General features: G+C 67.0%; 25 protein-coding genes and 1 tRNA gene. 9 read left to right on the forward strand and 17 right to left on the reverse strand.

The features are described 5' to 3' along the window. Positions 1-36: 36 nt before the first annotated feature. Together meaB and ACSSVZ_RS04460 are read left to right on the forward strand one after the other, a co-directional pair. A complete protein-coding gene (meaB, locus tag ACSSVZ_RS04455; RefSeq protein ID WP_453968530.1) occupies positions 37-1,059 on the forward strand; it encodes a methylmalonyl Co-A mutase-associated GTPase MeaB in 1,023 nt (340 codons plus the stop codon). Position 1,060: 1 nt separating this feature from the next. Then, entirely contained in the window at positions 1,061-1,750 is a 690-nt protein-coding gene (locus ACSSVZ_RS04460) for a pyroglutamyl-peptidase I family protein (RefSeq protein ID WP_453968532.1), read from the forward strand. Here ACSSVZ_RS04460 and ACSSVZ_RS04465 read toward each other — a convergent pair. Together ACSSVZ_RS04465 and ACSSVZ_RS04470 are read right to left on the reverse strand one after the other, a co-directional pair. After that, positions 1,743-2,726, reverse strand: coding sequence for a DnaJ C-terminal domain-containing protein (locus ACSSVZ_RS04465; protein ID WP_453968533.1), 984 nt, complete (start codon positions 2,724-2,726; stop codon positions 1,743-1,745). The genes ACSSVZ_RS04460 and ACSSVZ_RS04465 overlap by 8 nt on opposite strands. Before the next feature lie 116 nt (positions 2,727-2,842). Further along, positions 2,843-3,325, reverse strand: a complete 483-nt coding sequence (locus ACSSVZ_RS04470) for an RT0821/Lpp0805 family surface protein (protein WP_453968535.1) — start codon at positions 3,323-3,325, stop codon at positions 2,843-2,845. Between the two features lie 12 nt (positions 3,326-3,337). Here ACSSVZ_RS04470 and pdxH point away from each other — a divergent pair, with 12 nt between their 5' ends. Then, positions 3,338-3,976, forward strand: coding sequence for a pyridoxamine 5'-phosphate oxidase (pdxH, locus tag ACSSVZ_RS04475; RefSeq protein WP_453968537.1), 639 nt, complete (start codon positions 3,338-3,340; stop codon positions 3,974-3,976). 417 nt (positions 3,977-4,393) lie between these two features. Here pdxH and ACSSVZ_RS04480 read toward each other — a convergent pair whose 3' ends face one another. From ACSSVZ_RS04480 to ACSSVZ_RS04505, 6 genes are all read right to left on the reverse strand, one after another. Continuing rightward, complete coding sequence (locus ACSSVZ_RS04480; protein WP_453968538.1) at positions 4,394-4,678, reverse strand: GIY-YIG nuclease family protein; 285 nt, start codon at positions 4,676-4,678, stop codon at positions 4,394-4,396. Positions 4,679-4,903: 225 nt separating this feature from the next. Continuing rightward, positions 4,904-5,887: a magnesium transporter CorA family protein gene (locus ACSSVZ_RS04485; protein ID WP_453968540.1), complete on the reverse strand. Its 984-nt coding sequence runs from the start codon at positions 5,885-5,887 to the stop codon at positions 4,904-4,906. A 772-nt stretch (positions 5,888-6,659) separates the two neighbouring features. Beyond that, positions 6,660-6,803 carry a hypothetical protein gene (locus tag ACSSVZ_RS04490; RefSeq protein ID WP_453968541.1) on the reverse strand — a complete coding sequence of 48 codons (144 nt, stop codon included), beginning with the start codon at positions 6,801-6,803 and terminating at the stop codon, positions 6,660-6,662. 278 nt (positions 6,804-7,081) lie between these two features. Next, positions 7,082-8,086, reverse strand: a complete 1,005-nt coding sequence (locus ACSSVZ_RS04495; RefSeq protein ID WP_453968542.1) for a hypothetical protein — start codon at positions 8,084-8,086, stop codon at positions 7,082-7,084. Between the two features lie 56 nt (positions 8,087-8,142). Then, entirely contained in the window at positions 8,143-9,744 is a 1,602-nt protein-coding gene (locus ACSSVZ_RS04500) for an AAA family ATPase (RefSeq protein ID WP_453968543.1), read from the reverse strand. Between the two features lie 72 nt (positions 9,745-9,816). After that, positions 9,817-10,215 (reverse strand): acyl-CoA thioesterase, encoded by a 399-nt coding sequence (locus ACSSVZ_RS04505; RefSeq protein ID WP_453968544.1) that lies wholly within the window; start codon positions 10,213-10,215, stop codon positions 9,817-9,819. 542 nt (positions 10,216-10,757) lie between these two features. On the opposite strand from ACSSVZ_RS04505, the gene ACSSVZ_RS04510 reads away from it, so the two are divergent. Further along, on the forward strand, positions 10,758-12,401 hold the full coding sequence (locus ACSSVZ_RS04510) for a long-chain-fatty-acid--CoA ligase (RefSeq protein WP_453968545.1): 1,644 nt from the start codon (positions 10,758-10,760) through the stop codon (positions 12,399-12,401). On the opposite strand, the gene ACSSVZ_RS04515 is transcribed toward ACSSVZ_RS04510, so the two are convergent. Continuing rightward, positions 12,398-13,339 (reverse strand): MBL fold metallo-hydrolase, encoded by a 942-nt coding sequence (locus ACSSVZ_RS04515; protein WP_453968546.1) that lies wholly within the window; start codon positions 13,337-13,339, stop codon positions 12,398-12,400. The two genes, ACSSVZ_RS04510 and ACSSVZ_RS04515, sit on opposite strands and share 4 nt — an antisense overlap. 331 nt (positions 13,340-13,670) lie before the next feature. Here ACSSVZ_RS04515 and ACSSVZ_RS04520 point away from each other — a divergent pair. Further along, positions 13,671-13,747: transfer RNA gene (locus tag ACSSVZ_RS04520), tRNA-Pro, on the forward strand. 266 nt (positions 13,748-14,013) lie between these two features. Here the strand turns inward: ACSSVZ_RS04520 and ACSSVZ_RS04525 are convergent. Both ACSSVZ_RS04525 and ACSSVZ_RS04530 read right to left on the reverse strand, forming a co-directional pair. Beyond that, entirely contained in the window at positions 14,014-14,139 is a 126-nt protein-coding gene (locus ACSSVZ_RS04525; RefSeq protein ID WP_453968547.1) for a hypothetical protein, read from the reverse strand. Between the two features lie 252 nt (positions 14,140-14,391). Next, positions 14,392-15,150, reverse strand: coding sequence for a sulfite exporter TauE/SafE family protein (locus ACSSVZ_RS04530; protein ID WP_453968548.1), 759 nt, complete (start codon positions 15,148-15,150; stop codon positions 14,392-14,394). Between the two features lie 331 nt (positions 15,151-15,481). On the opposite strand from ACSSVZ_RS04530, the gene ACSSVZ_RS04535 reads away from it, so the two are divergent. Continuing rightward, positions 15,482-17,104, forward strand: coding sequence for a sensor domain-containing protein (locus ACSSVZ_RS04535; RefSeq protein WP_453968549.1), 1,623 nt, complete (start codon positions 15,482-15,484; stop codon positions 17,102-17,104). 158 nt (positions 17,105-17,262) lie between these two features. Here the strand turns inward: ACSSVZ_RS04535 and ACSSVZ_RS04540 are convergent, their stop codons facing one another. Both ACSSVZ_RS04540 and ACSSVZ_RS04545 read right to left on the reverse strand, forming a co-directional pair. Then, positions 17,263-17,529 carry a DUF1488 domain-containing protein gene (locus ACSSVZ_RS04540; RefSeq protein WP_453968550.1) on the reverse strand — a complete coding sequence of 89 codons (267 nt, stop codon included), beginning with the start codon at positions 17,527-17,529 and terminating at the stop codon, positions 17,263-17,265. 149 nt (positions 17,530-17,678) lie between these two features. After that, positions 17,679-18,002, reverse strand: a complete 324-nt coding sequence (locus tag ACSSVZ_RS04545; RefSeq protein ID WP_453968552.1) for a hypothetical protein — start codon at positions 18,000-18,002, stop codon at positions 17,679-17,681. Between the two features lie 493 nt (positions 18,003-18,495). Between ACSSVZ_RS04545 and ACSSVZ_RS04550 the strand changes: the two genes are divergently transcribed. Continuing rightward, complete coding sequence (locus ACSSVZ_RS04550) at positions 18,496-18,666, forward strand: hypothetical protein (RefSeq protein ID WP_453968553.1); 171 nt, start codon at positions 18,496-18,498, stop codon at positions 18,664-18,666. A gap of 144 nt (positions 18,667-18,810) precedes the next feature. On the opposite strand, the gene ACSSVZ_RS04555 is transcribed toward ACSSVZ_RS04550, so the two are convergent. The 4 genes from ACSSVZ_RS04555 to ACSSVZ_RS04570 all read right to left on the reverse strand — a co-directional run bounded on the left by ACSSVZ_RS04555 (position 18,811) and on the right by ACSSVZ_RS04570 (position 21,227). Next, positions 18,811-19,509, reverse strand: a complete 699-nt coding sequence (locus ACSSVZ_RS04555; RefSeq protein WP_453968555.1) for a TIGR00266 family protein — start codon at positions 19,507-19,509, stop codon at positions 18,811-18,813. A 234-nt stretch (positions 19,510-19,743) separates the two neighbouring features. Beyond that, positions 19,744-20,232: a hypothetical protein gene (locus tag ACSSVZ_RS04560; RefSeq protein ID WP_453968556.1), complete on the reverse strand. Its 489-nt coding sequence runs from the start codon at positions 20,230-20,232 to the stop codon at positions 19,744-19,746. A 279-nt stretch (positions 20,233-20,511) separates the two neighbouring features. Beyond that, positions 20,512-20,901, reverse strand: coding sequence for a RidA family protein (locus tag ACSSVZ_RS04565; protein ID WP_453968558.1), 390 nt, complete (start codon positions 20,899-20,901; stop codon positions 20,512-20,514). A gap of 5 nt (positions 20,902-20,906) precedes the next feature. After that, positions 20,907-21,227 carry a hypothetical protein gene (locus ACSSVZ_RS04570; RefSeq protein ID WP_453968559.1) on the reverse strand — a complete coding sequence of 107 codons (321 nt, stop codon included), beginning with the start codon at positions 21,225-21,227 and terminating at the stop codon, positions 20,907-20,909. 136 nt (positions 21,228-21,363) lie between these two features. On the opposite strand from ACSSVZ_RS04570, the gene ACSSVZ_RS04575 reads away from it, so the two are divergent. Beyond that, complete coding sequence (locus ACSSVZ_RS04575; RefSeq protein WP_453968560.1) at positions 21,364-21,624, forward strand: recombinase-like helix-turn-helix domain-containing protein; 261 nt, start codon at positions 21,364-21,366, stop codon at positions 21,622-21,624. A gap of 30 nt (positions 21,625-21,654) precedes the next feature. Next, positions 21,655-22,704: a Rieske 2Fe-2S domain-containing protein gene (locus tag ACSSVZ_RS04580; RefSeq protein ID WP_453968561.1), complete on the forward strand. Its 1,050-nt coding sequence runs from the start codon at positions 21,655-21,657 to the stop codon at positions 22,702-22,704. The last annotated feature ends 3 nt before the right edge of the window (positions 22,705-22,707 follow it).

The raw sequence follows: 22,707 nt of genomic DNA on the forward strand, positions 1-22,707 counted from the left end.
GCGGCCGGCGCGAATCTGGGGCAAAGTCCGAGCCCCATGACGAACGATCGCGACACCCCTTCCCCGTATGAACCCGATCCGGAGCTGGACCGTCTTCTCGACGGCATCCGCTCCGGCAAGCGGGCGGCCCTCGCCCGCGCCATCACCACGGTGGAATCGAAGAAGATCGACCACCGCCGGCGCGCCCGCGGCCTCCTGCAGGCGCTGCTGCCCGACACCGGCGGCGGCGTCCGCCTCGGCATCACCGGCGTGCCCGGCGTCGGCAAGTCCACCACCATCGACGCGCTCGGCACCATGCTGACCAAGGCCGGTCACCGCGTCGCGGTGCTGGCGGTCGACCCCTCCTCCACCCGCACCGGCGGCTCGATCCTCGGCGACAAGACGCGCATGGAGCGCCTCGCCGTCGATCCGAACGCCTTCATCCGCCCCTCCCCCTCCGCCGGCACGCTCGGCGGCGTCGCCGCCCGCACCCGCGAGACCATGCTGCTGTGCGAGGCGGCGGGCTACGACGTGGTGCTGGTGGAAACCGTCGGCATCGGCCAGTCGGAGACGGCGGTGGCGGACATGGTCGACACCTTCCTCGTCCTCGGCCTGCCGGGCGCCGGCGACGAGCTTCAGGGCATCAAGAAGGGCGTCATCGAGATCGCCGACATCATCGCCGTCAACAAGGCCGACGGCGACAACGCGCCCCGGGCGATGCAGGCGGCGGCCGAATACCGCAGCGCCCTGCAGATCCTGACGGCCTCCGACGCCGCCTGGCGGCCGCCGGTCATCACTGTCTCGGGACTCACCGGCGACGGCCTGGAGCGGCTGTGGCGGGAGGTGCTGAACCACCGCGCCAGCGGCGAGGCCAGCGGCAGCTTCGACGCCAAGCGCCAGCGCCAGCAGGTCGCCTGGATGTGGACGATGATCCGCGAACAGATGATGGCCGCCATCCACATGCGCCCGGATGTCCGCTCCCGGGTGCGCGAGCTGGAGAGCTCGGTGGCCGGCGGCGCGGTGGCGGCCACCGTCGCCGCCGACGAGATCGCCCGGATGATGGGGCTGGGCGAGATCTGACATGCCCGGGCCCGCCCTCTCCCCCGACGACGCGTCCTGGCTGAAGCGCCGCATGCCTGCCCGCCCCGTCCGGGTGCTGTTGACCGGCTTCGGGCCGTTCCCGGGCGTGCCGGTCAACCCGACCGGGGCGATCGTCGCCGCCGCCGCCCGCCGGCTCGCCCGCACGCGCACCCCGCTTCGGGTTGCCACCGAGACGCTGCCGACCGAGTGGGCGATGCTGGCGCGCCTGCCCGACCTCCTGGGCGTCCACCGCCCGGACGTCGTGGTGATGACCGGGGTTGCGGTGCGTGCGCGCAGCGCGCGCCTGGAGCGCACTGCGCACGCGCGCGCAGACGCTGCGCTTTCGGACGCCGCCGGGGCAAAACTCATCGTGAAATCAGGGATTTACGCACATCGCGCAGCGCGCCGCACCGAAGTGGACGCAAACCGGGTCAAAACTGCGCTAAATCGCGCGAAATTGCGCATTTCGGTGTCCGACGACCCCGGCCGCTATCTCTGCAACGCGGCCTACCTGACCGCGCTCGACTGGGCGGCCCGACGGGCCCCGCGGCCGACCGTGGTGTTCGTCCACGTGCCGCCGCCGCGGCTCAGCACCGGCATCCGGGGACACGACCTGGCCGACCTCGTCGCCCAGGTCGCCGAGACGCTCGCCCGCTCCCCCCACCGGCGCGGCGCGGTGCTGCCTATTTGAGGTCGCGGCGCGGATCGTAGGGGCCCCATTCGCGCCACTTGCGCATCAGGTCCTCCAGGTCCGAATCGCCCTCTTCCGGCAGCGCGATGCGGATGGTGATCAGCAGGTCGCCGCGCCCGCCGAGCGCCTTGGGCAGCCCCTTGCCGCGCAGCCGCAGCACCTTGCCGCCGCTGGTGTTGGGCGGGATCGTCAGGTCGACCGCCGCCTCCAGCGTCGGCGCCCGGACCTTGGCGCCCAGCACCGCCTCGTAGAGCGTCACCGGCAGGTCGAGCCGGAGATCGCTGCCGACCACCGTGAACACCGGATGGGCGGCGATCTTGATGGTGACGATGGCGTCGCCGGCGGCCGAGCCCGTGGGGTTCGGGAAGCCCTGGCCGCGCAGCCGCACCTGCTGGCCCGACGTCACCCCCGGCGGCACCGACATCGCCACGCTCTTGCCGGTCGGCAGGTCGGCGCGGACCTTGTCGCCGCGCACCAGGTCCTCCAGGGTGACGGTGACCGTCGCCTCGGCGTCGCGGCCCGGCTCCTGCGGCGATTTCCACGTGCGGCCGGCGGCGCCGCCCGGGCCCGCCCCCGGACCGGCGCCCCGCGCCCCGCCGAAGCCGCCCATGAAGTCGCGCAGGATGTCGTCGATGTCCGGACCGCCGCCGCCGAAGCGGGCGCTGCGGGCCCGGCCGCCGAAGCCGCCCGCGGGCCCGCCGCCGCCGCCGAACGGATCGAAGCCGCCGGCGCCGGAGAAGGCATGGCCCTTCGGCCGCCCGTCGGCGTCGATCTCGCCGCGGTCGAAGCGGCCGCGCTTGTCCTTGTCGCCGAGGATCTCGTAGGCGTTGCCCACCTCCGCGAAGCGCTCCTTGGCGCGCGGATCGTCGGCGTTGTGGTCGGGGTGATAGGTCTTCGCAAGCCGGCGATAGGCCGACTTTATCTCGGCCTCGCTCGCCGTCTTGGACAGCCCCAAGACGTGATACGGATCTTTCATCGTGCGTCGGATCTGTTCAGAACTGAATGGGTCGATGCCAAGGACGCGCCGCTGCCGGCCGCCCCGCAATTCCCGTCAGATATAGGTGATTTCCCCGGCCTTCGCCAGACGACCGCTCAGCCCGCCGCAGCACCCGGCCCGGTGGCGACGCCGTCGATGCCCCACCGGCCGTCGGCGCGGCGGCAGCCGATGCCGGTGAGCAGCGACAGGCCCTCCGGCGCGTTGACGGTGGTCTTGAAGGTGCGGCACAGATGGCCGTCCGGCCCCGGCACGTCGGCGACGTCGATCAGCCGGCCGCCGGTGCCCTGGGTCGGATTGTCCCAGACGCGGGCCGCCGCATCGTCCGGACCGTCCGGGTTGCGGCCGAGCGCCAGCGCCAGCGCCTCCAGATCGCCCTGCTTCAACCCCGACGATTCGGCCAGCGCCTCGGTGGCCGACGTCGACGCGGTGACCTCGTTGGCGGCGAACATCGCCTCGCCGCGCGGCCCCATCATGCCGCAGCCGCCGAGCGCCACGCAGGCGGCAACCAGCCCCATCCAGGCCGGATGGCGCCCGCGCGGCGGCGCGATATAACGGGGGCAGTTGTCCCGAGCGTACACGGAGCCGTCCTCATGACCGATTTCGACACTGTGCCGTCCGAAGCGTTAACGGCAGGTGACTTCTCCGAAGCGCAGGATCCGTTCGCCCTGTTCGCCGACTGGCTGGCCGATGCCACCGCCCGCGAGCCCAACGACCCGACCGCGATGGCGGTGGCGAGCGTCGATGCGGACGGCATGCCCAACGTGCGCATGGTGCTGCTGAAGGGCCACGACGCCGACGGCTTCGTCTTCTACACCAACTTCGAGAGCGCCAAGGGGGCCGAGCTCCTCGCCTCCGGCAAGGCGGCGCTGTTGTTCCACTGGAAGAGCCTGCGCCGCCAGGTGCGCATCCGCGGCACGGTGACGACCGTCTCGGAGGCCGAGGCCGACGCCTACTTCGCCTCGCGCCCGCGCGGCAGCCGCATCGGCGCCTGGGCCTCGCGCCAGTCGCGCGAGATGGACGGCCGCTTCGCCCTGGAAAAGGCGGTGGCCGCCACCACCGCCCGCTACGGCCTCGGCGAGATCCCCCGCCCGCCGCACTGGTCGGGCTTCCGGGTCAGCCCGCTCGCCATCGAGTTCTGGCACGACCGGCCGTTCCGCCTGCACGAGCGGGTGGTGTTTCGCCGGCCGGGCCCGGGGGCGGGCTGGGAGAAGGCGCGGCTTTTTCCCTGAGCCGGGTTGTTTACCCCTCACGCCGAGTGCGCTTGCGCGCACCGGCTCCGGGTGGGCGGCCTCCGGCCGGCGCGCGGTCGCGCGCTGGTGCGAGGTGTCCTGAGAGGGGGGTGGGGGGGTGCGTTACTGGGAGGGGCTGGTCTTGTCCCCGGAGCGGGCCTCAAACTCCGCTCATTCCAGCGAAGGCTGGAATCCAGGGCGGCAGGCACGGAGCTGACGATCAGGGCTCCGAGCTGGTGCCCGCTTGCGTCACAGGCAGGCAGCCTTCCCCCTCCCCCGGAACCGGCGGCAAGGCCGCAACTGGATTCCAGCCTTCGCTGGAATGAGCGGAATGTGGGGACAGGCTGGAGCAGAACTCTACGGCCCTATGGATCCCCGCTTTCGCGGGGATGAGCGGAGAAACGGGATGGCACGCCGCTAGAGCAGGGTTTCGTAGAGATCCATCCAATCCGGATTCTGCTCTTCGACCAGGCGGATCTTCCACTCCCGCTTCCAGGCCTTCATCTGGCGTTCCCGCACGAACGCTGCTTCCCGGCTATCGTGATTTTCGTACCAAACAAGGTGGCTGACGCCGTAGCGCTGGCTGAAGCCTTGCTTCAGCTTCTCCCGGTGTTCGTAGATGCGGCGCGCGATGTCGTCCGTCATGCCGAGATAGAGCGTTCCATTGCGGCGGCTCGCCAGCAGATAGACGTAGAAGGCCATCTTCGGATCACCTCCTCTGCTTCATGCCCCGCGCGCTCCCTGTCCTGTCAAAAGAAAGACTGGATTCCAGCCTTCGCTGGAATGAGCGGAGGATGGGTCGCGTACCTTCCACCAAACACCCTCAGCCTCCCCGCATCACTCCCACCAGCGCGCGACCGCGCGCCGGCCGGTCAGGCCGCCCACCCGGAGCCGATGCGCGCAGCGCATTCGGCGTGAGGGGCAAAATCAGAGCCACCGCCGCCAGCGGAACACCGCCCAGGAGCCGAGCGCCGAGCAGACCATCAGGATCAGCGACAGCGGGAAGCCGAGCGACCAGTCGAGGGCCGGCATGTCGACGAAGTTCATGCCGTAGGCCGAGGCGATCAGCGTCGGCGGCAGGAACAGCACCGCCATCACCGAGAAGATCTTGGCGATCTGGTTCTGGTGCAGGCTGACCAGGCCGAGCGTCGCGTCGAGCAGGAAGTTCGCCTTGGAATCGAGCGCGTCGGCATGCTCCGTCAGCGACCGCACGTCGCGCAGCAGCGTGTCGATCTTCGCCCCGTCGGCCTCGGCGTTGAGCCCGCCGACGGACAGGTGGTGGCTGAGGAACGCCGTCATCCGCTCCAGGCTCATCAGGCTGTCCTGGATGCGCAGCGTGAGAATGCCGAGCCGGCCGATCGACTTGATGGCGTCGTGGACGTCCGGGTCGCCGCGCCGGTCGCGCACCCCGGTCTCGAAGATCGTCCGGGCGATCTCCTCCAGCCGGGAGGCCACCACCTCCTGGATGTCGGCGGTGCGGTCGACGGCGGTGTTGAGCAGCTCGAACATCACGTCGCCGCCCGACTGGCACGCCGAATGGGCGCGCTGCACCTTGGCGGCGACGATGCCGAAGGCGCGCGGCCCCTCGAAGCGGATGGTGACCAGCCGGTTCTTGCGCAGGATGAAGGTGACCGGCGAGATCGCCGGCTGGCCGCTCTCCACCACCCGCACCAGCATCACCGTCATGAACAGCGCCTCGTCCTCCTGGTAGAAGCGGCTGGAGCTCTCGATCTCCTCCATCTGCTGGCGCGTCGGCAGCGCCACGCCCACCATCGCCTCGACCCGGGCGATGTCGGTGGTCGACGGGTTCTCCAGGTCCACCCAGGTGGCGCCGCGCGGCAGCGGGCCCTTGTGCTCCTGGCCGTCGTGGCGGGTGAGCGCCGAGGCCTCCGGTACGAAATAGCTGAGCAAGATCCACTCCCGACGGCCCGCACCTCCCCCGCCCCCTGCGGCGGCTGGTCCGGGCCGGCGGAGTGAACGGCGCACGGGGCGCGGGGTCAAGCGGGAGAAGTGTGAAGGTTTGATGGTTTGGTGGTTTGATGGTTTGGTGGTTGGTCGGGTTGGTTTGGGTCCCTCGGGGGGGGGGGGGGTGGATTTTATGCCCCTCACGCCGAATGCGCTGCGCGCATCGGCTCCGGGAGGGCGCCCTATCGGGCGGCGCGCGGTCGCGCGCTGGTGGGAGGTGTCCTGTGGGGGTGTTGGGTGGCGCGCGGAGGCGGGCTCCGGAGGCTGCAGCCCTGGATCCCCGCCTTCGCGGGGATGAGCGGAGTAAGGGGGATGTAGGGGAAGAACTCTGACGCCCTATGGATCCCCGCTTTCGCGGGGATGAGCGGAGTAAAGGGCGACGCGGGCGCAGACCTCACCGCATCACACCAACCAGCCGACGACCGTCGGCCGGCCGGAGGCCGCCCTCCCGGAGCCGGTGCGCGCCAGCGCACTCGGCGTGAGGGGAATAAACAACTTCTACAGTCTGAAGCCCTGGATCCCCGCCTTCGCGGGGATGAGCGGAGTGTGGGGTTGGCGCGGAGGACAACATGCAAGGTCCACCCGGACACCCCCGCCAGCGCGCGACCGCGTGCCGGCCGGAGGCCGCCCCCGCGGAGCCGATGCGCGTCAGCGCATTCGGCGTGAGCGGACCAAACCGCCGGTGCGCGTCAGCGCACTCGGCGTGAGCGCAAAAAACCTACTTTACCCAGCTGCTCTTCGGCGCTGGCTTCGGGCCCCGGCAGACGGTGGCGGCGGAGATCGCCTGGATGCCGACCGGCTTGTAGTGGTCGCAAAGGTTCGGCTTGGCGGCGCCTTTGTGGGCGCTTTGGGTGCTGGCCATCTGTCCGTCTCTCATCCTCAAACCCAGACCGCGCGTCCGGCCCCCTCTGGGCCAATGGAACAACCGCGCGCTGGCTCCGGCATCGGGTCCAATTGCGGCAGCATCCGGGTCGAAGCTGGTGCGAAACCTGCTTTGCCACCTCACGAATGGTGGCGCTTTGTTACACGCCCGAACCGCCCGGATCCCCCGGCCCGCGCACCGCGCATGAGCCCGATACTCCCGGATAGCCGAGAAGGGTTAAGGATGGGTTGAGGGGATTGGCGAGCCATAACGCAAAATCAAAATGCCCTTGACGATCTTCTAGCGCTGAGAAACCATAAAATAGGACTAAACCACCCCGAGAAATGAGATGACCAGTATTTCTCGCGCATGAAACGCGAAAACTCGGCTTTAGAGACATTATCAGACATAAATCTTGACAAGATTGAATCACCAAATCCAGAAATATCGACATCTTCAAGCGAATCTTCCGAGACCCTGTACTTTCGGCAAACCCATTCAATAATATCTCTGGAAGAGCAAATTCTCAATACATCGGCACCATTAACACCCTTCTTAATATCAAAATACAACCAAAAGCAATCCCCCGATACCACCTCCGACTGCGCCTCAAAAAGCCTAATAATCCTAGACAATACCGCACTCTTCTTATAGTCCATATACTTGGAAGCAATACTCAAAGGAATAAAATTCTCTATTTCTCTTCCCGGCGTGCCGAATACCCTACCGACAAAAATCATGCTGCCGCCTACTCGCTCAGCAGCTCGTAAAATTTCCGAAATAGGTGCTCCTGGCGCAATTCTATCAGTATCACAGATACAAAGCGAAATCTGCTTATGCTCTATTTGCCGCTTAAGCTCCTCTCCACACGATGCACCGCCTCCATGCACCCACCTATAATTAATTTCGCCAATCTGCTGGGCGCGCGCCTCTTCTTCAAACATGATTTCGTAAAAGGCGCCATCTCTGGCCGCATTCTCTAATACAATTGTCACTGGCTCCGAGTACTTTCCGGACAAGAATTTCCGGTGCCCCATCCTCCAAATCCCGGTCGCAACAGATTCTATTTCACCATCACCATAAGCGACATCAAGCCTGACGGGACTCGACGTCAAAAGTCCCGCTAACTGTGTGTATTCGGAGCGAAGCCGATCTAAATGCATACGATCTCGCTCCGACAAGGATAGATTTGCAACGGCCCAGCCGGCAATATCTCTCTGGACAACATATCTATGGTTCCCGAAAATGCTGGAACGAGCAATCTCAGAAAAAAATTCGCTCATCTCCTCCTGTGGAGCCAATAGCGCCTGCCTCTCGGATAACTCGATCGACACAATCATCAGTAATTAAAAAACCCGTATGGCCAATTTTCCAAAACTCCCCCCTCTGAGAAAACAGAAGTTCGAATACTGGAGCTCGAACCGCCGCTAGAAGATGAAGAAAATATCACAATTTGGATATCGTCAGCGTTAAGATCGCCTCGTCCCACCAATTCCCCCAGCCTGTTGATTAGCGCTTCACTATGGGTCTCGATCAAAAATAATGGCGCCCCGCCTCCCTCATTCTCACTTAGCGTAAGAGCACTGAGAAATACATCCGCGAGCCTAGCCTGATGAGCAGGATGCAGATGAAGTTCCGGTTGCTCCATAGTAATGGGTCTCAATTCCGACATGGATGACCTGACGGGCCTTCTTACAGCCCCCCTTGACGCCCACCAAACCTGCGCCAGAACAGGGAGTATCTGCGATACCCCGTATCCAGTGTCAGATAGATTAACAGAAAGGCCGTTATTTATCAGCTTAATACTGATATGCCCTTCATTTCTCTCTACCTCGACCCCAAAATCAAATAGACTTTTCACCCAATCGGAAAATTCGCCTAATTGCCTCCTCCCGATTGAGGCCAAGAACATTGGAAGGTTCTGCCCATCTGGCGCGATTTCAGAAATTTCCAGCTCTTGAAATCGATAATATCTTTCACTCCTCGCGCGAGCCGGCCCCAAGTATGTAGTTCCACGAAAGAACTCGGCTAACGTTGAACCAACGCCATTTATGGCTAGAAGAGAATGATGGAGCGCGCAAATTAGTTTAACACCCTCAAGAACATCTCCTTCTCCCCCCCTGACCCAACGGCGATAGAGTTTCCTAAATGATTCGGTATCTGCCCTACTTTCGAGATTAGCAATTGAACTCTTATTAAGCTGACTACACATCAATATTTTTCGGGCTTCGAGCAATACGTTTTCAGGAAGTATCCGTTTGTCAACGGATTCTGAAATAATGCTCTTGATGGCATTTACGCACGCAGTAGGAGCATTAACAATACGCCTCTGGCCCGTTTCCCCGCGACGGGAAAGCGCCAAAACCGTAGAAGAAAATACGCTCGATGTGCGAAAATACACTTCATGCCCAGGGATGATAGCCCCGATATCAATTCCGTTCACTCTATATGATTCGCAGACGACTCCTGATCTCGACATAAAAATTTGTAGATCAACATTTTTTTCTGGAACCTTTATGTTTATTCTTCTCCTAACGGTTCTATTATTCTGTAAACCAATACTGTAGTTAACTGTAACTTCTTCATACTTTATTGGTATTCTTCGGGTTGAATAATAATTATAATCACTAATTGAAGGTACATACTCTTCGATTAGAGATCGAGATTCAAAGTCTTCGACCTTAAACCCAAACTCGATTTCTCTCTCGGCCTCGCCATCTCGCACAGCCGCTTTGAAGTCGCCAAAATCGACATAGTCGCCATACCAAAGGATCGGGCCGCTGGTGCGCGCCTCGATTGACTGTCGAAACAAGGGGAACGAGCGCAGGAAAGTACTTTTCCCAGCGCTGTTTCTTCCGAGTAAAATAGTTATGGGACGTAGACTAACATAGTCCGTCTCGTCTAAGCTTCTGAGATTTTTGAGTGAGTATGAGATCCTCAAAAGATATCTCCGTATATTCTGCGTGTGTATTATTTTAGGTCTGTTTACATAATCAAGACGCGCCCTTCCCCCTCACGGCAGCGGCCGCGACTTCCCGTCGGCGCCGATCGCGACAAACGTGAACTTCGCTTCCGTCACCTTCACCCCGCCCTCGCCGTCGCGGGGGCGGCGCCAGGCTTCGACGTGGATGCCCAGCGACGAGCGGCCCTCGTGGACGATGTCGGCGTAGAGGCTGACCTCGTCGCCCACGTGCACCGGCGACAGGAACGTCAGCGCGTCGACGGAAATGGTGGCGCAGCGCCCGCGCGCCCGCCGGGCGGCGACGTTGCCGGCCGCCAGGTCCATCTGCGACATCAGCCAGCCGCCGAAGATGTCGCCGGCCGGGTTGGTGTCGGCCGGCATGGCGATGGTGCGGATCGCCGGCGGGCGGTCCGGCGGCAGCGCATCGGTGGCGGACGTCTCGGTCGGCATGCGGTTCCCCCAGGCTGGCCCCCGCGCGATTCCCGCGCGTTTCCCGCAGCATAGCGCGGGGTTGGAACGTGTACAGCCTGGGGTTGGTTTGCCCGCGCGGGTTTGTTTGCCCCTCACGCCGAATGCGCTTGCGCGCACCGGCTCCGGGAGGGCGGCCTCCGGCCGGCATGCGGTCGCATGCTGGTGGGTGCGATGCGGTTGGGCCGGGTTTGTTTGCCCCTCACGCCGAGTGCGCTGCGCGCACCGGCTCCGGGAGGGCGGCCTCCGGCCGGCGCGCGGTCGCGCGCTGCTGGTGTGATGCGGCGAGGTCTGCACCGACCTCTCCAGCGCGCACAACCAGGGCCTTTCAGGACGCCTCCAACCAGCATGCGACCGCATGCCGGCCGGAGGCCGTGCCCGCGCAGCCGGTGTGCGAAGCACACCGGCGTGAGCGACAAAGAGACAATACCCACCCCCACTTTACACCCCCTTCCGCATGGCCCTTACTCGGGGAAAGGCGCCGCAGAGCGCCGCGTAATCCGTCGCGTCCCGGGAGGAAGTGCATGCAGGGCCTGATGCAGGAGTGGCCGCTCCTCTGCCACAAGATCATCGATTACGCCGCCACCATCCACGGCGGCCGCCAGATCGTGACGCGCGGCGTGGAAGGGCCGATGCGCACCACCACCTACGCCGACCTGCGCAGCCGCGCGCTGCGGCTGGCCAAGCGGCTCGACCGGGCCGGCATCAAGCTCGGCGACCGGGTGGCGACGATGGCCTGGAACACCGACCGGCACCTGGAGGTCTGGTACGGGCTGCTCGGCATCGGCGCCATCTACCACACCGTCAACCCGCGCCTGTTCCGCGAGCAGATCGCCTGGCTGATCAACGACGCGGAGGACCGGCTGATCTTCGTCGACCTGACGTTCGTGCCGATCCTGGAGGCGATCGCCCACGAGCTCGCCACCATCGAGCGGGTGATCGTGCTGACCGACGCGGCGCACATGCCGGAGACGTCGCTGACAAACGCAGTGCCTTACGAGGAGTGGCTGGCGGAGGCCGACGACGACTTCGCCTGGGCCGACTTCGACGAGCGGACGGCGGCGGGGCTCTGCTACACGTCGGGGACGACGGGCGACCCGAAGGGCGTGCTCTACTCCCACCGCTCCAACATGCTGCACGCGTTCTCCATGTCGGCGGTGGACATGCTGAACGTCGGCTGCCGGGACGTGGTGATGCCGGTGGTGCCGATGTTCCACGCCAACGGCTGGTCGCTGGCGTTTTCCGCGCCGCTGAACGGCACCGGGCTGGTGATGCCCGGCGCGCTGATGGACGGCCGGTCGATCGCCGAGCTGCTCACCACCTACAAGGTCTCGATGACGGCGGCGGTGCCCACCGTGTGGCTGATGCTGCTCGCCCACCTGGACGAGACCGGCACGAAGCTGCCCGACCTGAAGCGCGTGGTGATCGGCGGCTCGGCCTGCCCGCGGGCGATGACCGAGGCGTTCCAGGAGCGCTACGGCGTCGATGTCTGCCACGCCTGGGGGATGACCGAGATGAGCCCGCTCGGCACCGTCTGCACGCTGAAGCCGGAGACCGACCATCTGTCGGCGGAGGCGAAGCTCGACCTGCAGGAGAAGCAGGGCTATCCGCCGATGACGGTGGAGATGAAGATCACCGACGACGCCGGCACCGAGCTGCCCTGGGACGGCAGGACCTTCGGCCGGCTGAAGGTGCGCGGGCCGGCGGTGGCGCGGGAATACTACAAGGGCGCCGGCGGCGACATCCTCGACGACGACGGCTTCTTCGACACCGGCGACGTCGCCCACATCGACCCGGACGGCTACATGCAGATCACCGACCGCTCCAAGGACGTGATCAAGTCGGGCGGCGAATGGATCTCCTCCATCGAGCTGGAGAACATCGCCGTCGGCCACCCGGACGTGGCGGAGGCGGCGGTGATCGGCGTCGCGCATCCGGTCTGGGGCGAGCGGCCGCTGCTGGTGGTCGTGGCGAAGCCGGGACGGACGCCGGACAAGGCGTCGCTCACCGACTTCATGCGCGACAAGGTGGCCCGGTTCTGGCTGCCCGACGACATGGTGGTGGTCGACGAGATCCCCCACACGGCGACCGGCAAGATCAAGAAGACGACGCTGCGCGACCAGTTCGCCGGCTACCGGCTGCCGGAGGGGGCGGTGGGGGTGCGTTAATCCTGCAGGTGATCCTCCCGGCTCCAGGGGCCGACCAGCGTGTAGGTGGCGTCGAAGGAGAGCTGCGGGTCGGCGGCGACCGTGCCGCGGGCGACCAGGTCCTCCAGGTGGGCGAGCAGCGACAGCCCGGCGGCGGTGTGGAGCGCCGGGTCGAGGGCCACGTAGATCTGCCGCACCATCTGCGGGATCGTCCGCGGGCCCTCCGACAGCGCCCGCACGATCGCCTCCTCCCGGCGCAGGCGGTGGCCCTTGAGCGCCGCGACGTAGGCGGCCGGGTCCTCCACCGCGCCGCCGTGGCCCGGCAGGTAGCGCGCATCGGGACGGGCGAGCAGCACGTCGAGGGAGGCCATGTAGTCGGCCATGGCGCCGTCGGGCGGCGCCACCACCGAGGTCGCCCAGACCATCACGTGGTCGCCGGAGAACAGCAGGCCGGCATCGGGCAGCGCGAAGGCCACGTGGTTGGCGGTGTGGCCGGGGGTGGCGACCACCTCGACCGGCCGGCCGCCGGCGGTGAGGACGTCGCCGTGGGCGACCGCGATGTCGGGGCGGAAGGCGGCGTCGCCGGCGGCATCCAGCGGGTTCACCTCGCCGGCCCGGAGCACGCGGGAGGCCCGGTGCGGCCCCTCGCCCACCGTCGGCGCGCCGGTGGCGCGCTTGAGCGCCGGCACGGCGAGCGAATGGTCGCCGTGGGTGTGGGTCACCAGGATGTGGCTGACCGGCCGGCCGGCGATCGCCTGCACGATGGCGTCGACATGGGCGTCCAGCGCCGGGCCGGGATCGACGACGGCCACCGTGTCGTCGCCGATCAGGTAGGTGTTGGTGCCGTGGAAGGTCATCGGGCTGGGGTTGGGCGCGGTGATCCGCACGACGCCGGGCGCGACCGCGACCGGCTCGCCGTGGCGCGGGTCGAAGCGGCGGTCATGGGTCAGGGCTGGCACGGGCTTGCTCCTCGATCGCGATGAACCCGGATCGGACCGACCGGGCTCCAGGGACCGTGACCGGCTGTCGCATCCGGCGCGCGAGACGGGCGGACGGCCGCCTCCCGGCTTTCCGCGTCCGCTCCGGGCCGACGGTCACTCCCGGGCGGGATAGAGCGGTCGCGGCGAAAAAGATAGGTGGCATGGTCCGGCCGGCCGCCGGCGGCGGGCCGGACCGCGCCGTGCGGGGGGCTGCGGCGGCGCGCACGGAATGCCTGTTGGAAAGTGGTGCGCGAGCGGCGTCTGATGGCTTGCGGCGCCCGGGCGTGGTGGTTATAAGACCGCCCACTGTCGGAGTGTAGCGCAGCCTGGTAGCGCACCTCGTTCGGGACGAGGGGGTCGCAGGTTCAAATCCTGCCACTCCGACCATTACTCAGCAGGTTCCCGCCCTGCGCTCCCCGATATCCGCACATCTCCCGCATCCCTGACGGTCGTGATCCGCGCGGCGCGCATGCGCTCTTGTCGCGGCGTGGTGATTGAGGATTCCGGCAGCGCGAACCGGATTCACGTCGCGATCGACGCGACTGCGTCTCGGGCGTCGACGCCCTGTTCGACCGGCCGCCACGCCCAAAACGCGAAAAGCCGCCCGGCGGACGCCGGGCGGCTGGGGGACGTTCAGCGATGGCGACGCGCGGTCAGCGCCAGCGCGCCTTGATCCAGTCGTGCACGGTCCGCGAGATCGGAACGGACTTCTCGTCGGCCCTGTCGTCGAGCGGCCGGCCACAATAGAGGGCACGGCCCAGAAGCAGTTGGTTCAGCATGGCGAACCTCCCTCTTTTGCCGTTGTCAGATGCGAGAAGAACGCACTCGGTACGCATTTGGTTCCGCTGAAAACGCAAAAAATGCGCCTGGGCCGGCCCGGGCCGGCCGGGATGGTGGCGGCGCCGGCCCGCCCTGCGCCAGAGCCTTTTCCGATCGGGTGGTGACACCTGCTCGATCAGAAATAGCTTCAGACTCAAACGCTTGAGGAATTTCTTCTCGTCCAGATCGTTTCGATCCGAACGGGAAATGCGCTAGCCGAACGCGGCCTGGGCGACGAGCATCAGCCCGGACACCAGCAGCAGCACCAGGACGACGGCCTGAAAGCGCTTCTCGCTCACGCCCTTGTAGATCCGCGTGCCGAGCACCGTGCCGGCGAGCACGGCCGGCAGGCAGACCGCGGCGACGATCCAGACGTCGCGGGTGACCTGGCCGGCGGCGGTCATCGCGACGCCGGCGAAGACCAGCACGACCAGGTTGAACGGCTGGTAGATGGCCCGCTGCATGTCGCTGGGGCCGCCCTTCAGCTGCAGCCAGATCAACGGCAGCGGACCCGACAGGCCGGCAAAGCCGCCGAGAAACCCGCCGCCCACGCCCACCGCGCCATCGTGCAGCCGGTTGACCCGGGCCGGGATGCGGAGGCGCGACAGGCCGAGCAGCTGGAGCGTGGCATAGAGACAGAGAAAGATGCCGACCGAGGGCCGCAGCACCGTCGGCGACGCGTAGGCAAGCGCCAGCACGCCGAGCGGCACGCCCGCCAAGCCGCCGATCAGGAACGGGGTGACCCGCCGCCAGTCGAACGACTTGCGCACGCTCCGGAAGCTCGTCAGCTGCGCGGCGACCGCGACCAGCACGATCAGCGGCGGCACCATCGACGCCGGCAGGGCATGGAACCAGAACCCCGACGCGATCAGCGCCGTGCCGAATCCGGCAAGCCCGGAGATGAAGCCAGCCGCAAAGGCCCCGGCGACGACAATCACGAGGGGCAGCAGATCGGGAAGGATGGGGATCACGCGGGAGTCACTCGTGCAAATGCCGTTCGGCGTCGTTCTTGTCGTCGACCAGCCGTGTGTGCGGCCTCGAAGCCGGTCCCGCGGAGATCCGTCTCAGACCTGGCATCGCGCGCCGGTCTCGGTCAAGCTGCGCGCCGCCTGCGGCCGGCGGGGACGCGGGGGCCGAAGCGCCACCGCGAGGCCCGCTGCGGGCGGCCCGCCGGCGAAGCGCCGGTGCAGGCGGGCCGGGAACGGCCGGCATGGCGATGCCGTGCCAAAGGCCGGCCACCACCCCATCTATCCGGTGTCCGGGCATCGGCCCGGACCGTCCATCGTGCGAGCAGAGCCCCTCATGCTATCCAGGTCCCCGATCCTGCCAACCATCGAGACCCTGCAGACGATCCTGAACGGGGTGCCCACCCCGGTGTTTCTCATCGATCGCGACCACCGCGCCGTCATGGTCAACGACGCGTTCTGCGACTTCGCGCGGTTGCCCCGGGACAAGGTGCTGAACACCATCGGCAACATGCCCGAGGAACAGATGGAAGTCTTCCGCAGGATCGACGACCAGGTGTTCGAGACAGGGCGGCCGAACGAGAACGAGGAAGTGGCCAACGATGCGGACGGGACCCCGCACATCATCATCACGCGCAAGCGGCTCCTTCACCTGCCGACCGCAGACGGCGACAAGCCGTTCATCATCGCCAGCATCTCCGACGTCACCCAGATCCGCGAGGCGGAAGCGCGGGCCCGCTATCTGGCCTCCCACGACGCCCTGACCGGGCTTCCCAACCGGGCCCAGTTCAACGAGCGGCTGGCCGAGGCGCTGGAGCTTGCGCGCCGGTCGGGCGACCACGTGGCGGTGCTGCTGCTCGACCTCGACGGCTTCAAGGCGATCAACGACATCCACGGCCACGCCGCCGGCGACGAGGTGCTGCGGGTGGTGGGCCGCCGCCTGCTCACCCACGTGCGCGTCGTCGACACGGCGGCCCGCCTGGGCGGCGACGAGTTCTGCGTCATCCAGGTCGGCGTCCGGCAGCCGGATGGCGCCGCGGCGCTGGCGCAGCGGCTGGTGAACGCGCTCAAGCAGCCGATCGCGATGGCGGGCGAGACGCTGGCCGTGTCGGCATCGATCGGCGTCGTCGTCTTCCCGGAGGACGCCGACGATCCCGAGGCGCTGCTGAAGGCCGCCGACGTCGCGCTCTACAAGGTCAAGCGCGCCGGCGGCAGCGGGTTCGTGGGGACCGGGGCCGGCGGGCCGGCGCTGCCCGACGACGCCTGGCCGATCGCCGACGACCTGTGGAGCGCGCTTGCGGACAACCAGCTGTCGCTTGCCTACTCGCCGCTGCGCGGCGTCGACGGCAGCATCCACGGTTACGAGGCGATCCCGACGTGGACCCACCCGAGCCGCGGGCCGATTGCCGGCGAGGTGTTCCTGCCGGTCGCCGAGAAGGCCGGGCTGATCCACGAGATCAGCGCGTGGATGCTGGAGGAAGCCTGCACGGCGGCGGCGACCTGGGACGACGGGCTGCGCGTCAGCGTCAACGTCTCCCCCATCCAGCTGGCCCACGGCGACCTTCCGGAGAGCGTCGCCCGGGTGCTGGCCAAGGCGGGGCTCGCCGCCGAACGCCTGGAGCTGGAGATGCCCGAAACCGCGCTGGCGGGCGACGAGGCGCACGTCGGCGCCATCCTCGGCGCGCTGAAGGCGCTCGGCGTCCGGCTGGCCCTCGACCATTTCGGCTCCGGCACGTCGTCCATCGCGCGGCTCAGGACGTTTCCGTTCGACCGCCTGAAGATCGACGAGAGCTTCATCGCCAGCCTGGGCACCGACCCGCGGTCCGTCGCCATCGTCAGCGCCATCCTGCACCTCGGCCAGGAGATGGGCCTGGCCATCACCGCCGAAGGCGTCGGCGACGAGCGCCAGGCCGTCATCCTGCGGCGGATGGGCTTCTCCGAGCTGCAGTGCCGCGTCTAGCGCATGCCCCATCGACCAGCGGGCCCGCCTCGCAGCAAAGGGCTCCAGAGCCTTTTCCGATCAGGTGGACTCGCCTGAGCGATGAGAAATGGCACCAGATTCAGTATCTTGAGCAATTCCTTTTCGTTCCGATCGCTTCGATCCGAACGGCAAATGCTCTATCGGAAGTCCTTGGCGGTCAGCACATATTCGCGCTGGCGGCGGTGGGAGTAGGATTCCCGGGCGACCGACTCGATGGCGCCGCGGGCCTTGTCGAACGCCTCGAGGAGATCCTCCTCGGACGTCGACGCCTGGGGGGTGATGGACGGCAGGGCGTTCACCTCCAGAAGAAACGGGATCTCCATCATGCCGTCGTGACCGACGAAGGAGATCAGCCGGCGTTTCTGGTCGTAGTTGCGGCAGGGGTTGACGAAGTTCAGGGCCATCTCGGTGCTCTTGCTGGTACGGCGCCCCCGGCTCCTTCAACCGTCCGCCAAAGCGGACGGCAGGGCCGGTCATCGCGTTATGTGTCGAGCGGGATCAGAAAAGGCGCGCAAGGGCGCCGCCCGCATCCCGCACTGAAACCTGCGGCTGGTCAGCTCGGCTCGACCGGGCCGGACGCCGCCCGGGCCGCCCGCACCAATGCCGGATCCAGCCGCACCATCTGGCGCGCGCTCGACGCGGCACGGGGAACCGGCAGGACCACCGAGGTCGACACGATGCGGTAGACGGGGAACGACAGGCCGTCGATCAGCTCTTCGACCGTTTCCACCTCGAAGGTGCCGGCCGGACATTCGCCGAGCGGGCCCTCGACCCGGAACGGCGCGGCGAACGTCAGGTGCTCGCGCGTGACGCGCTCGCCTGCCCACAGGGGCGCAGGCGCGGCGGGCCTGGATGGTCGTGATGTCGGGTCAGCCATGGATCCCTCCCGGGACGGGCCAGCGCATTTCCGGGCCGGACAGGTCCGGTCCGGCCCAAAGGGTGCGGCCTGCCCTTCATATGGCCTTTCGGTGCGCCTCATATAAGGGGCGGGCGGCCGAATGGCGCTGAGGGGCGGACGGATGCCGGCCCGGCGCGAGCCCTGCATTGCGCCCGCGCCAGCGCCCCCTATGATGAAGATCCGTCGACGGTCTTCCACTGTGCAGAGAGCCTGTGTCGCGGGATCCCCCGGAGCCGCGGCAGCGCGGATGGCCCGGGGCGATCCGGTCCGGCGGGCGATGATCACCGCAGGCGTCGGGCTCGCGGAGAAGACCGGCAGCTCGATCCCGCTCCAGGAGCGTGGCATCGATCCCGTTCATGACGTCAGGTCGGCCAGACCCGACGTCGTCGTCATCCAGAGCCTTTCCCGTTCAGATCGGCACGATCCGAACGAAGAGGAATGGCCCGGGTATGGATTCCGGAGACCCACCTTCATGATCGCCATCGGATGCCTCGCCCCCCTGATCCTCGGCGTGGCCGGCGGGCTGATCGGCCACTGGGTGGCCGGCTATCCCGGCATCCCGTGGGGGCTGGGGATCGGCTTCGGCATCGGCAGCATCGGGCTCGGCATCGTCGCCTGGCTGCTCGCCAAGGTGAAATCCTGACGGCCGGGCGGTCAGGATCGCCCGCCGGAGCAGTTCCCGGTCAGACCGAAGCGATCCGACCGGAGAGGAATGGCTCAAGGGTTTGAGGCTGGAGCGATTTCCTGGCAGTCGGGTGACTGCACCTGCCCGGAAAGGCCCTCTCCGTCAGTGGTGCTCGCCCGACGGCAGATAGGGGCGCAGGGCGTGGGCGAGCTTCACCGGCGTGAGCGACTGCAGCCAGACCTTGCCCGGCCCGCGCAGCCGCACCAGGAACAGCCCGTCGCCGCCGAACAGCATGTTCTTCACGCCGCGGATGGTGGTGATCTCGAAGGAGACGCCCTCCTCGAACATGCCGACGTGGGCCGGGTGCACCAGCAGCTCCTGGCCGGCCTCGAGATCGTAGCTGACGATCTCGCCGCCGAGCTCGACGAAGGCGGTGCCGGAGCCTGAAAGCTTCTGCAGGATGAAGCCGTTGCCGCCGAACAGGCCGGAGCCGAGCGACTGCTGGACGCCGATCGACAGCGACAGGCTTTTGCTGCCGGCCAGGAAGCCGTGGCGGTGGATCAGGTAGCCGCGGCCGTCGTGGACCTCGGTCTGGACGATGTTGCCGGGGACGGTGGCGGCGAAGGCGACGAAGCCCTCGCCGCGCTCGGCGGTGAACTCGGTCATGAACAGGCCGCCGCCGGCCACCGCCCGGCCCAGCGCCCCGAACAGGCCGCCGGCCCCTCCGGTCGCGGCGGTGGTGTGCATGCCGATGTTGGCCGTCATCCAGGACAGCCGGTCGGGCTCGGCGAGGATGGTCTCGCCGCCCTCCAGGGTGATGGTCAGGACGGGAAGCGTCGACCCGGTGATCTCGCTGCGCATGGATGGACCTCGCTTTGCGCGCCTCGTCGATGGCGGACGGCCGTGGGTCGGCATCGACGCCGGGCGGGCGGCGGTGGCGACGGGAGGAGGAAAGCAGGAACGGCCCGGGCAGGCAACGCGCAACCGCCGGCCCCCGCAGATTTCGGGAGGCGCGCGGCCGCCGCCCCGGGGCCAGAGCCGGACGGAGCCCGGCCCGCATCCCGCTCCACGATATCGGCGTCGATCGCGACGAGATCAGAACGGATCGACGGCCCCCACCATCGTCAGGGCCAGCAGAGCCGCGATCGCCACCGACGCGACGAGCCGGAACCGGCGGATCCAGTCGGCGAGGCGGGACGAGCCCTGCCCGTCGGACGCCGGCCAGGGCCCGGGGCGCCGCGCGAGGCGGCCGTCGGCGAACGGATCCTCCCCCGCGGCGAGGGCGGCAGCGATGAAGTCGGCGTCGCGCGCCAGCTCTGCATGGGTGTCGCTGTCGATCTGGCCGGCGGCGAGGCGGCGGTCGAGCACGACCCGGATGTCGGAGGAGTCCGACGGCGATTCGTTGGCGAGGGCATCGAGCGAGGCCCGGCGGGGGGCATGCTCCCAGAGCCTCCGCCCCGGTACCGCTTCGGTGCCGGCAAATCCGACCTGGGGCGACAGCGTCACGAAGGGCAGGAGGTATCTCATGCCCAAGTCGGCGGTCTTCTCGATCGTTTCATCGAGATTGCCAGCCCAGTGCCGCATGCCCCCTCCTCCTACGTACAACCCGACTTCACCCAGCGTTATCCACCCTACCTAGAAATTAAGACAGTACAGCGCGCCGGATTTCCACCCTTAAGTAGCATACGGGCCGATATATAAGACTCAGTCCTCCCAAGGAACCTAGTGTCTTCGGCCACGGGAGCAGGAATCCGAGCGCGTCCCGCACGGGAAATCGGGCTCAGACCGCCCTCTCCACTTGTCCGGACCTTCGCCTCGGCCGGTTTCCGACCGGGAAATGCAGAAACACCGGCCGAACGAAGATCAGAGATGCGCGATGGCGTCGACCTCGACCAGCAGGCCGTCCTGGACGAAGCCGGAGACCTGCAGGAAGGTGGATGCCGGGAGATGGTCGGCGAAGACCTCCTTGCGGGCGGCGCTCACTTCGGCGCGCCGGCCCATGTCGGTGACGTAGATCGTCAGCTTGACGATGCGGTCGGCCGAGCCGCCGGCAGCGGTGACCAGAGATACGGCGCGGCGGAGCGCCTCGCGGGTCTGCTCCAGCATCGACGCACCGCCGACGATGCCGTCGGGGCCGCCGGCGTGCATACCCGAGACGTAGACGACGTTGTCGGCCACAATGGCGTTGGAGAACACGCCGGGCGGCGGGGCCGGAACGTCCGGCGCGCTGATCGTGCGGAAGGCGGCGGGCATGGGCGCTACTTCCCCGTCTTCGCCTTCCACTCGCGCGTCAGGCGCTCGCGGACCGGCACGAAGTCGTAGGTCGGGAAGAACTCGGTGGAGAACACGCCCCAGGCGCGGCGTTCGAGCTCGACGTTGACCTTCGGCAGGAGCTCGGGCGGCATGCGCAGGGTGACGATCTGGCCGATGCCCATCACGACGTTCCAAGACAGGATCTCGACGCCCTCCGGCGGAAAGCCCGTCCACCACTCCTGGTCGCCGAGGTGAGCCTGGATCTCCTCGAGGTTCTGCGACTGGTCGTGCCTGAGGAAGACGGTGAGCATGATCCGTTCGGTCATAAAGTCCCACTTTCCGCCGATCCGGCTTGTTTGGAAAAGATGTTGCCTGGATACCAATCTTGCGCCACTATGGCAAATGACGAACGCATCGTTCTTATTTGAACAGACCCGCTCACACAGTGTCCGGAGGCATCCGATGCAAGATCCCGCCCTCAGCCACCAGTCACGCGGCCGGCCGATGACCGAAGCGGAATCCGCGCTCGCCGCCGACCTCGAGGACATTTATGCGCGCGGCGTCCACGATTTCGAAGCCGTCGCCGCCGAGCTCAACGAAAAGGGCACCAGGCGGCCGTCCGGCGAGACCGGCGCCTGGTGCCTTGCCACCCTCGAAGCCGAGCTGAAGGCCATCAACGCGTCCCACGATGCCGCCTACGCCGAGCACGGGATCGGCGCCTGACACCCGCACCCACGAACCGGGGATGAAGCCATGACTGCCACCGTTTCAGGCCGCGACGCCGTCGACGACTACATCAGCCGGGGCCTGCTCGGCCTGTGGGCACCGATCTGCAAGTCGGTGCAGGTCAAGGAAGGCAAGCCGTTCGGCACCAAGATCGCCGGCGAGAACCTGGTTCTCTGGCGCGACGGCGACGGTAAGGTGCACTGCATCGAGGACTTCTGCCCCCACCGGGGCGCCAAGCTGTCGCTGGGCGTGGTCCAGGACGGCAACGTCGCCTGCCGCTATCACGGCGTGTCGGTCGACGGCAGCGGCACCATCGTCCGGGTTCCGGCGATGCCGGAGTGCGCGCTGGAAGGCCGCCGGCCGCTGAAGAGCTTCGAGACGGCCGAATGCGCCGACGCGGTGTTCATCTACCTGCCGAGCGCCGACCAGCCGGAGGCCCCCGCCTTCAACCCGCCGGAAGAGTTCGTCAACGGCGAGTGGGAAGCCTTCCCGTGCATGGTGCGGTGGGACTGCAGCTACCGGCTGTCCCTCGACAACGCCGCCGACCCGATGCACGCCAGCTACCTGCACAATGACTCGTTCACGCTGGCCTACGGCGCCAAGCAGGACACCATGCGCCTGGAGCGCACCGACACCGGCTTCGTCATCGAGCGCGTCGCCCAGAAGGGCGTCAACCTGGACGCCACCGAGGTGGTGGTCGAGCCAGGCTCGATGTTCTTCCGCCTCGACATCCCCTACCCGAACGGCGCCGGACCGGGCGGCCCGTTCCGCATCATCGGCTTCGCCGTCGCCATCGATGAGCACACCCACCATTCCTTCTTCTGGCGCTGCCGCCAGGTGCAGGGTCTGGCCGCGGAGTCCTGGCGCTTCCTGTATCGCGCCTTCCTGGAGGAACGGCACTGGTACGTGCTGGAGCAGGACCGGGTGATGCTGGAATCGATCCCCGAAGACGCCCGCAAGCGCGAGATGCTCTACCAGCACGACATCGGCGTTTCCCGCCTGCGCCAGATGATGGTGCGCAAGGCCAAGGAACACCTGAAGGCGCAGGACGCCGCCCTCGACCAGAAGTCGGCCTGATCG

This window comes from Amorphus sp. MBR-141, from assembly GCF_053628695.1.

What these genes read in the sequence shown, in the direction of transcription:
- meaB (WP_453968530.1), top strand. Translation starts at nt 37, where the DNA reads ATGACGAACGATCGCGACACCCCTTCCCCGTATGAACCCGATCCGGAG.
- ACSSVZ_RS04480 (WP_453968538.1), bottom strand. Translation starts at nt 4,678, where the DNA reads ATGGCCTTCTACGTCTATCTGCTGGCGAGCCGCCGCAATGGAACGCTC.
- ACSSVZ_RS04570 (WP_453968559.1), bottom strand. Translation starts at nt 21,227, where the DNA reads ATGACCGAACGGATCATGCTCACCGTCTTCCTCAGGCACGACCAGTCG.
- ACSSVZ_RS04580 (WP_453968561.1), top strand. Translation starts at nt 21,655, where the DNA reads ATGACTGCCACCGTTTCAGGCCGCGACGCCGTCGACGACTACATCAGC.
- ACSSVZ_RS04560 (WP_453968556.1), bottom strand. Translation starts at nt 20,232, where the DNA reads ATGCGGCACTGGGCTGGCAATCTCGATGAAACGATCGAGAAGACCGCC.
- ACSSVZ_RS04525 (WP_453968547.1), bottom strand. Translation starts at nt 14,139, where the DNA reads ATGCTGAACCAACTGCTTCTGGGCCGTGCCCTCTATTGTGGCCGGCCG.
- ACSSVZ_RS04545 (WP_453968552.1), bottom strand. Translation starts at nt 18,002, where the DNA reads ATGGCTGACCCGACATCACGACCATCCAGGCCCGCCGCGCCTGCGCCC.
- ACSSVZ_RS04535 (WP_453968549.1), top strand. Translation starts at nt 15,482, where the DNA reads ATGCTATCCAGGTCCCCGATCCTGCCAACCATCGAGACCCTGCAGACG.
- ACSSVZ_RS04555 (WP_453968555.1), bottom strand. Translation starts at nt 19,509, where the DNA reads ATGCGCAGCGAGATCACCGGGTCGACGCTTCCCGTCCTGACCATCACC.
- ACSSVZ_RS04565 (WP_453968558.1), bottom strand. Translation starts at nt 20,901, where the DNA reads ATGCCCGCCGCCTTCCGCACGATCAGCGCGCCGGACGTTCCGGCCCCG.
- ACSSVZ_RS04490 (WP_453968541.1), bottom strand. Translation starts at nt 6,803, where the DNA reads ATGGCCAGCACCCAAAGCGCCCACAAAGGCGCCGCCAAGCCGAACCTT.
- ACSSVZ_RS04460 (WP_453968532.1), top strand. Translation starts at nt 1,061, where the DNA reads ATGCCCGGGCCCGCCCTCTCCCCCGACGACGCGTCCTGGCTGAAGCGC.
- ACSSVZ_RS04550 (WP_453968553.1), top strand. Translation starts at nt 18,496, where the DNA reads ATGATCGCCATCGGATGCCTCGCCCCCCTGATCCTCGGCGTGGCCGGC.
- ACSSVZ_RS04575 (WP_453968560.1), top strand. Translation starts at nt 21,364, where the DNA reads ATGCAAGATCCCGCCCTCAGCCACCAGTCACGCGGCCGGCCGATGACC.
- ACSSVZ_RS04540 (WP_453968550.1), bottom strand. Translation starts at nt 17,529, where the DNA reads ATGGCCCTGAACTTCGTCAACCCCTGCCGCAACTACGACCAGAAACGC.
- ACSSVZ_RS04495 (WP_453968542.1), bottom strand. Translation starts at nt 8,086, where the DNA reads ATGAGCGAATTTTTTTCTGAGATTGCTCGTTCCAGCATTTTCGGGAAC.
- pdxH (WP_453968537.1), top strand. Translation starts at nt 3,338, where the DNA reads ATGACCGATTTCGACACTGTGCCGTCCGAAGCGTTAACGGCAGGTGAC.
- ACSSVZ_RS04505 (WP_453968544.1), bottom strand. Translation starts at nt 10,215, where the DNA reads ATGCCGACCGAGACGTCCGCCACCGATGCGCTGCCGCCGGACCGCCCG.
- ACSSVZ_RS04510 (WP_453968545.1), top strand. Translation starts at nt 10,758, where the DNA reads ATGCAGGGCCTGATGCAGGAGTGGCCGCTCCTCTGCCACAAGATCATC.
- ACSSVZ_RS04465 (WP_453968533.1), bottom strand. Translation starts at nt 2,726, where the DNA reads ATGAAAGATCCGTATCACGTCTTGGGGCTGTCCAAGACGGCGAGCGAG.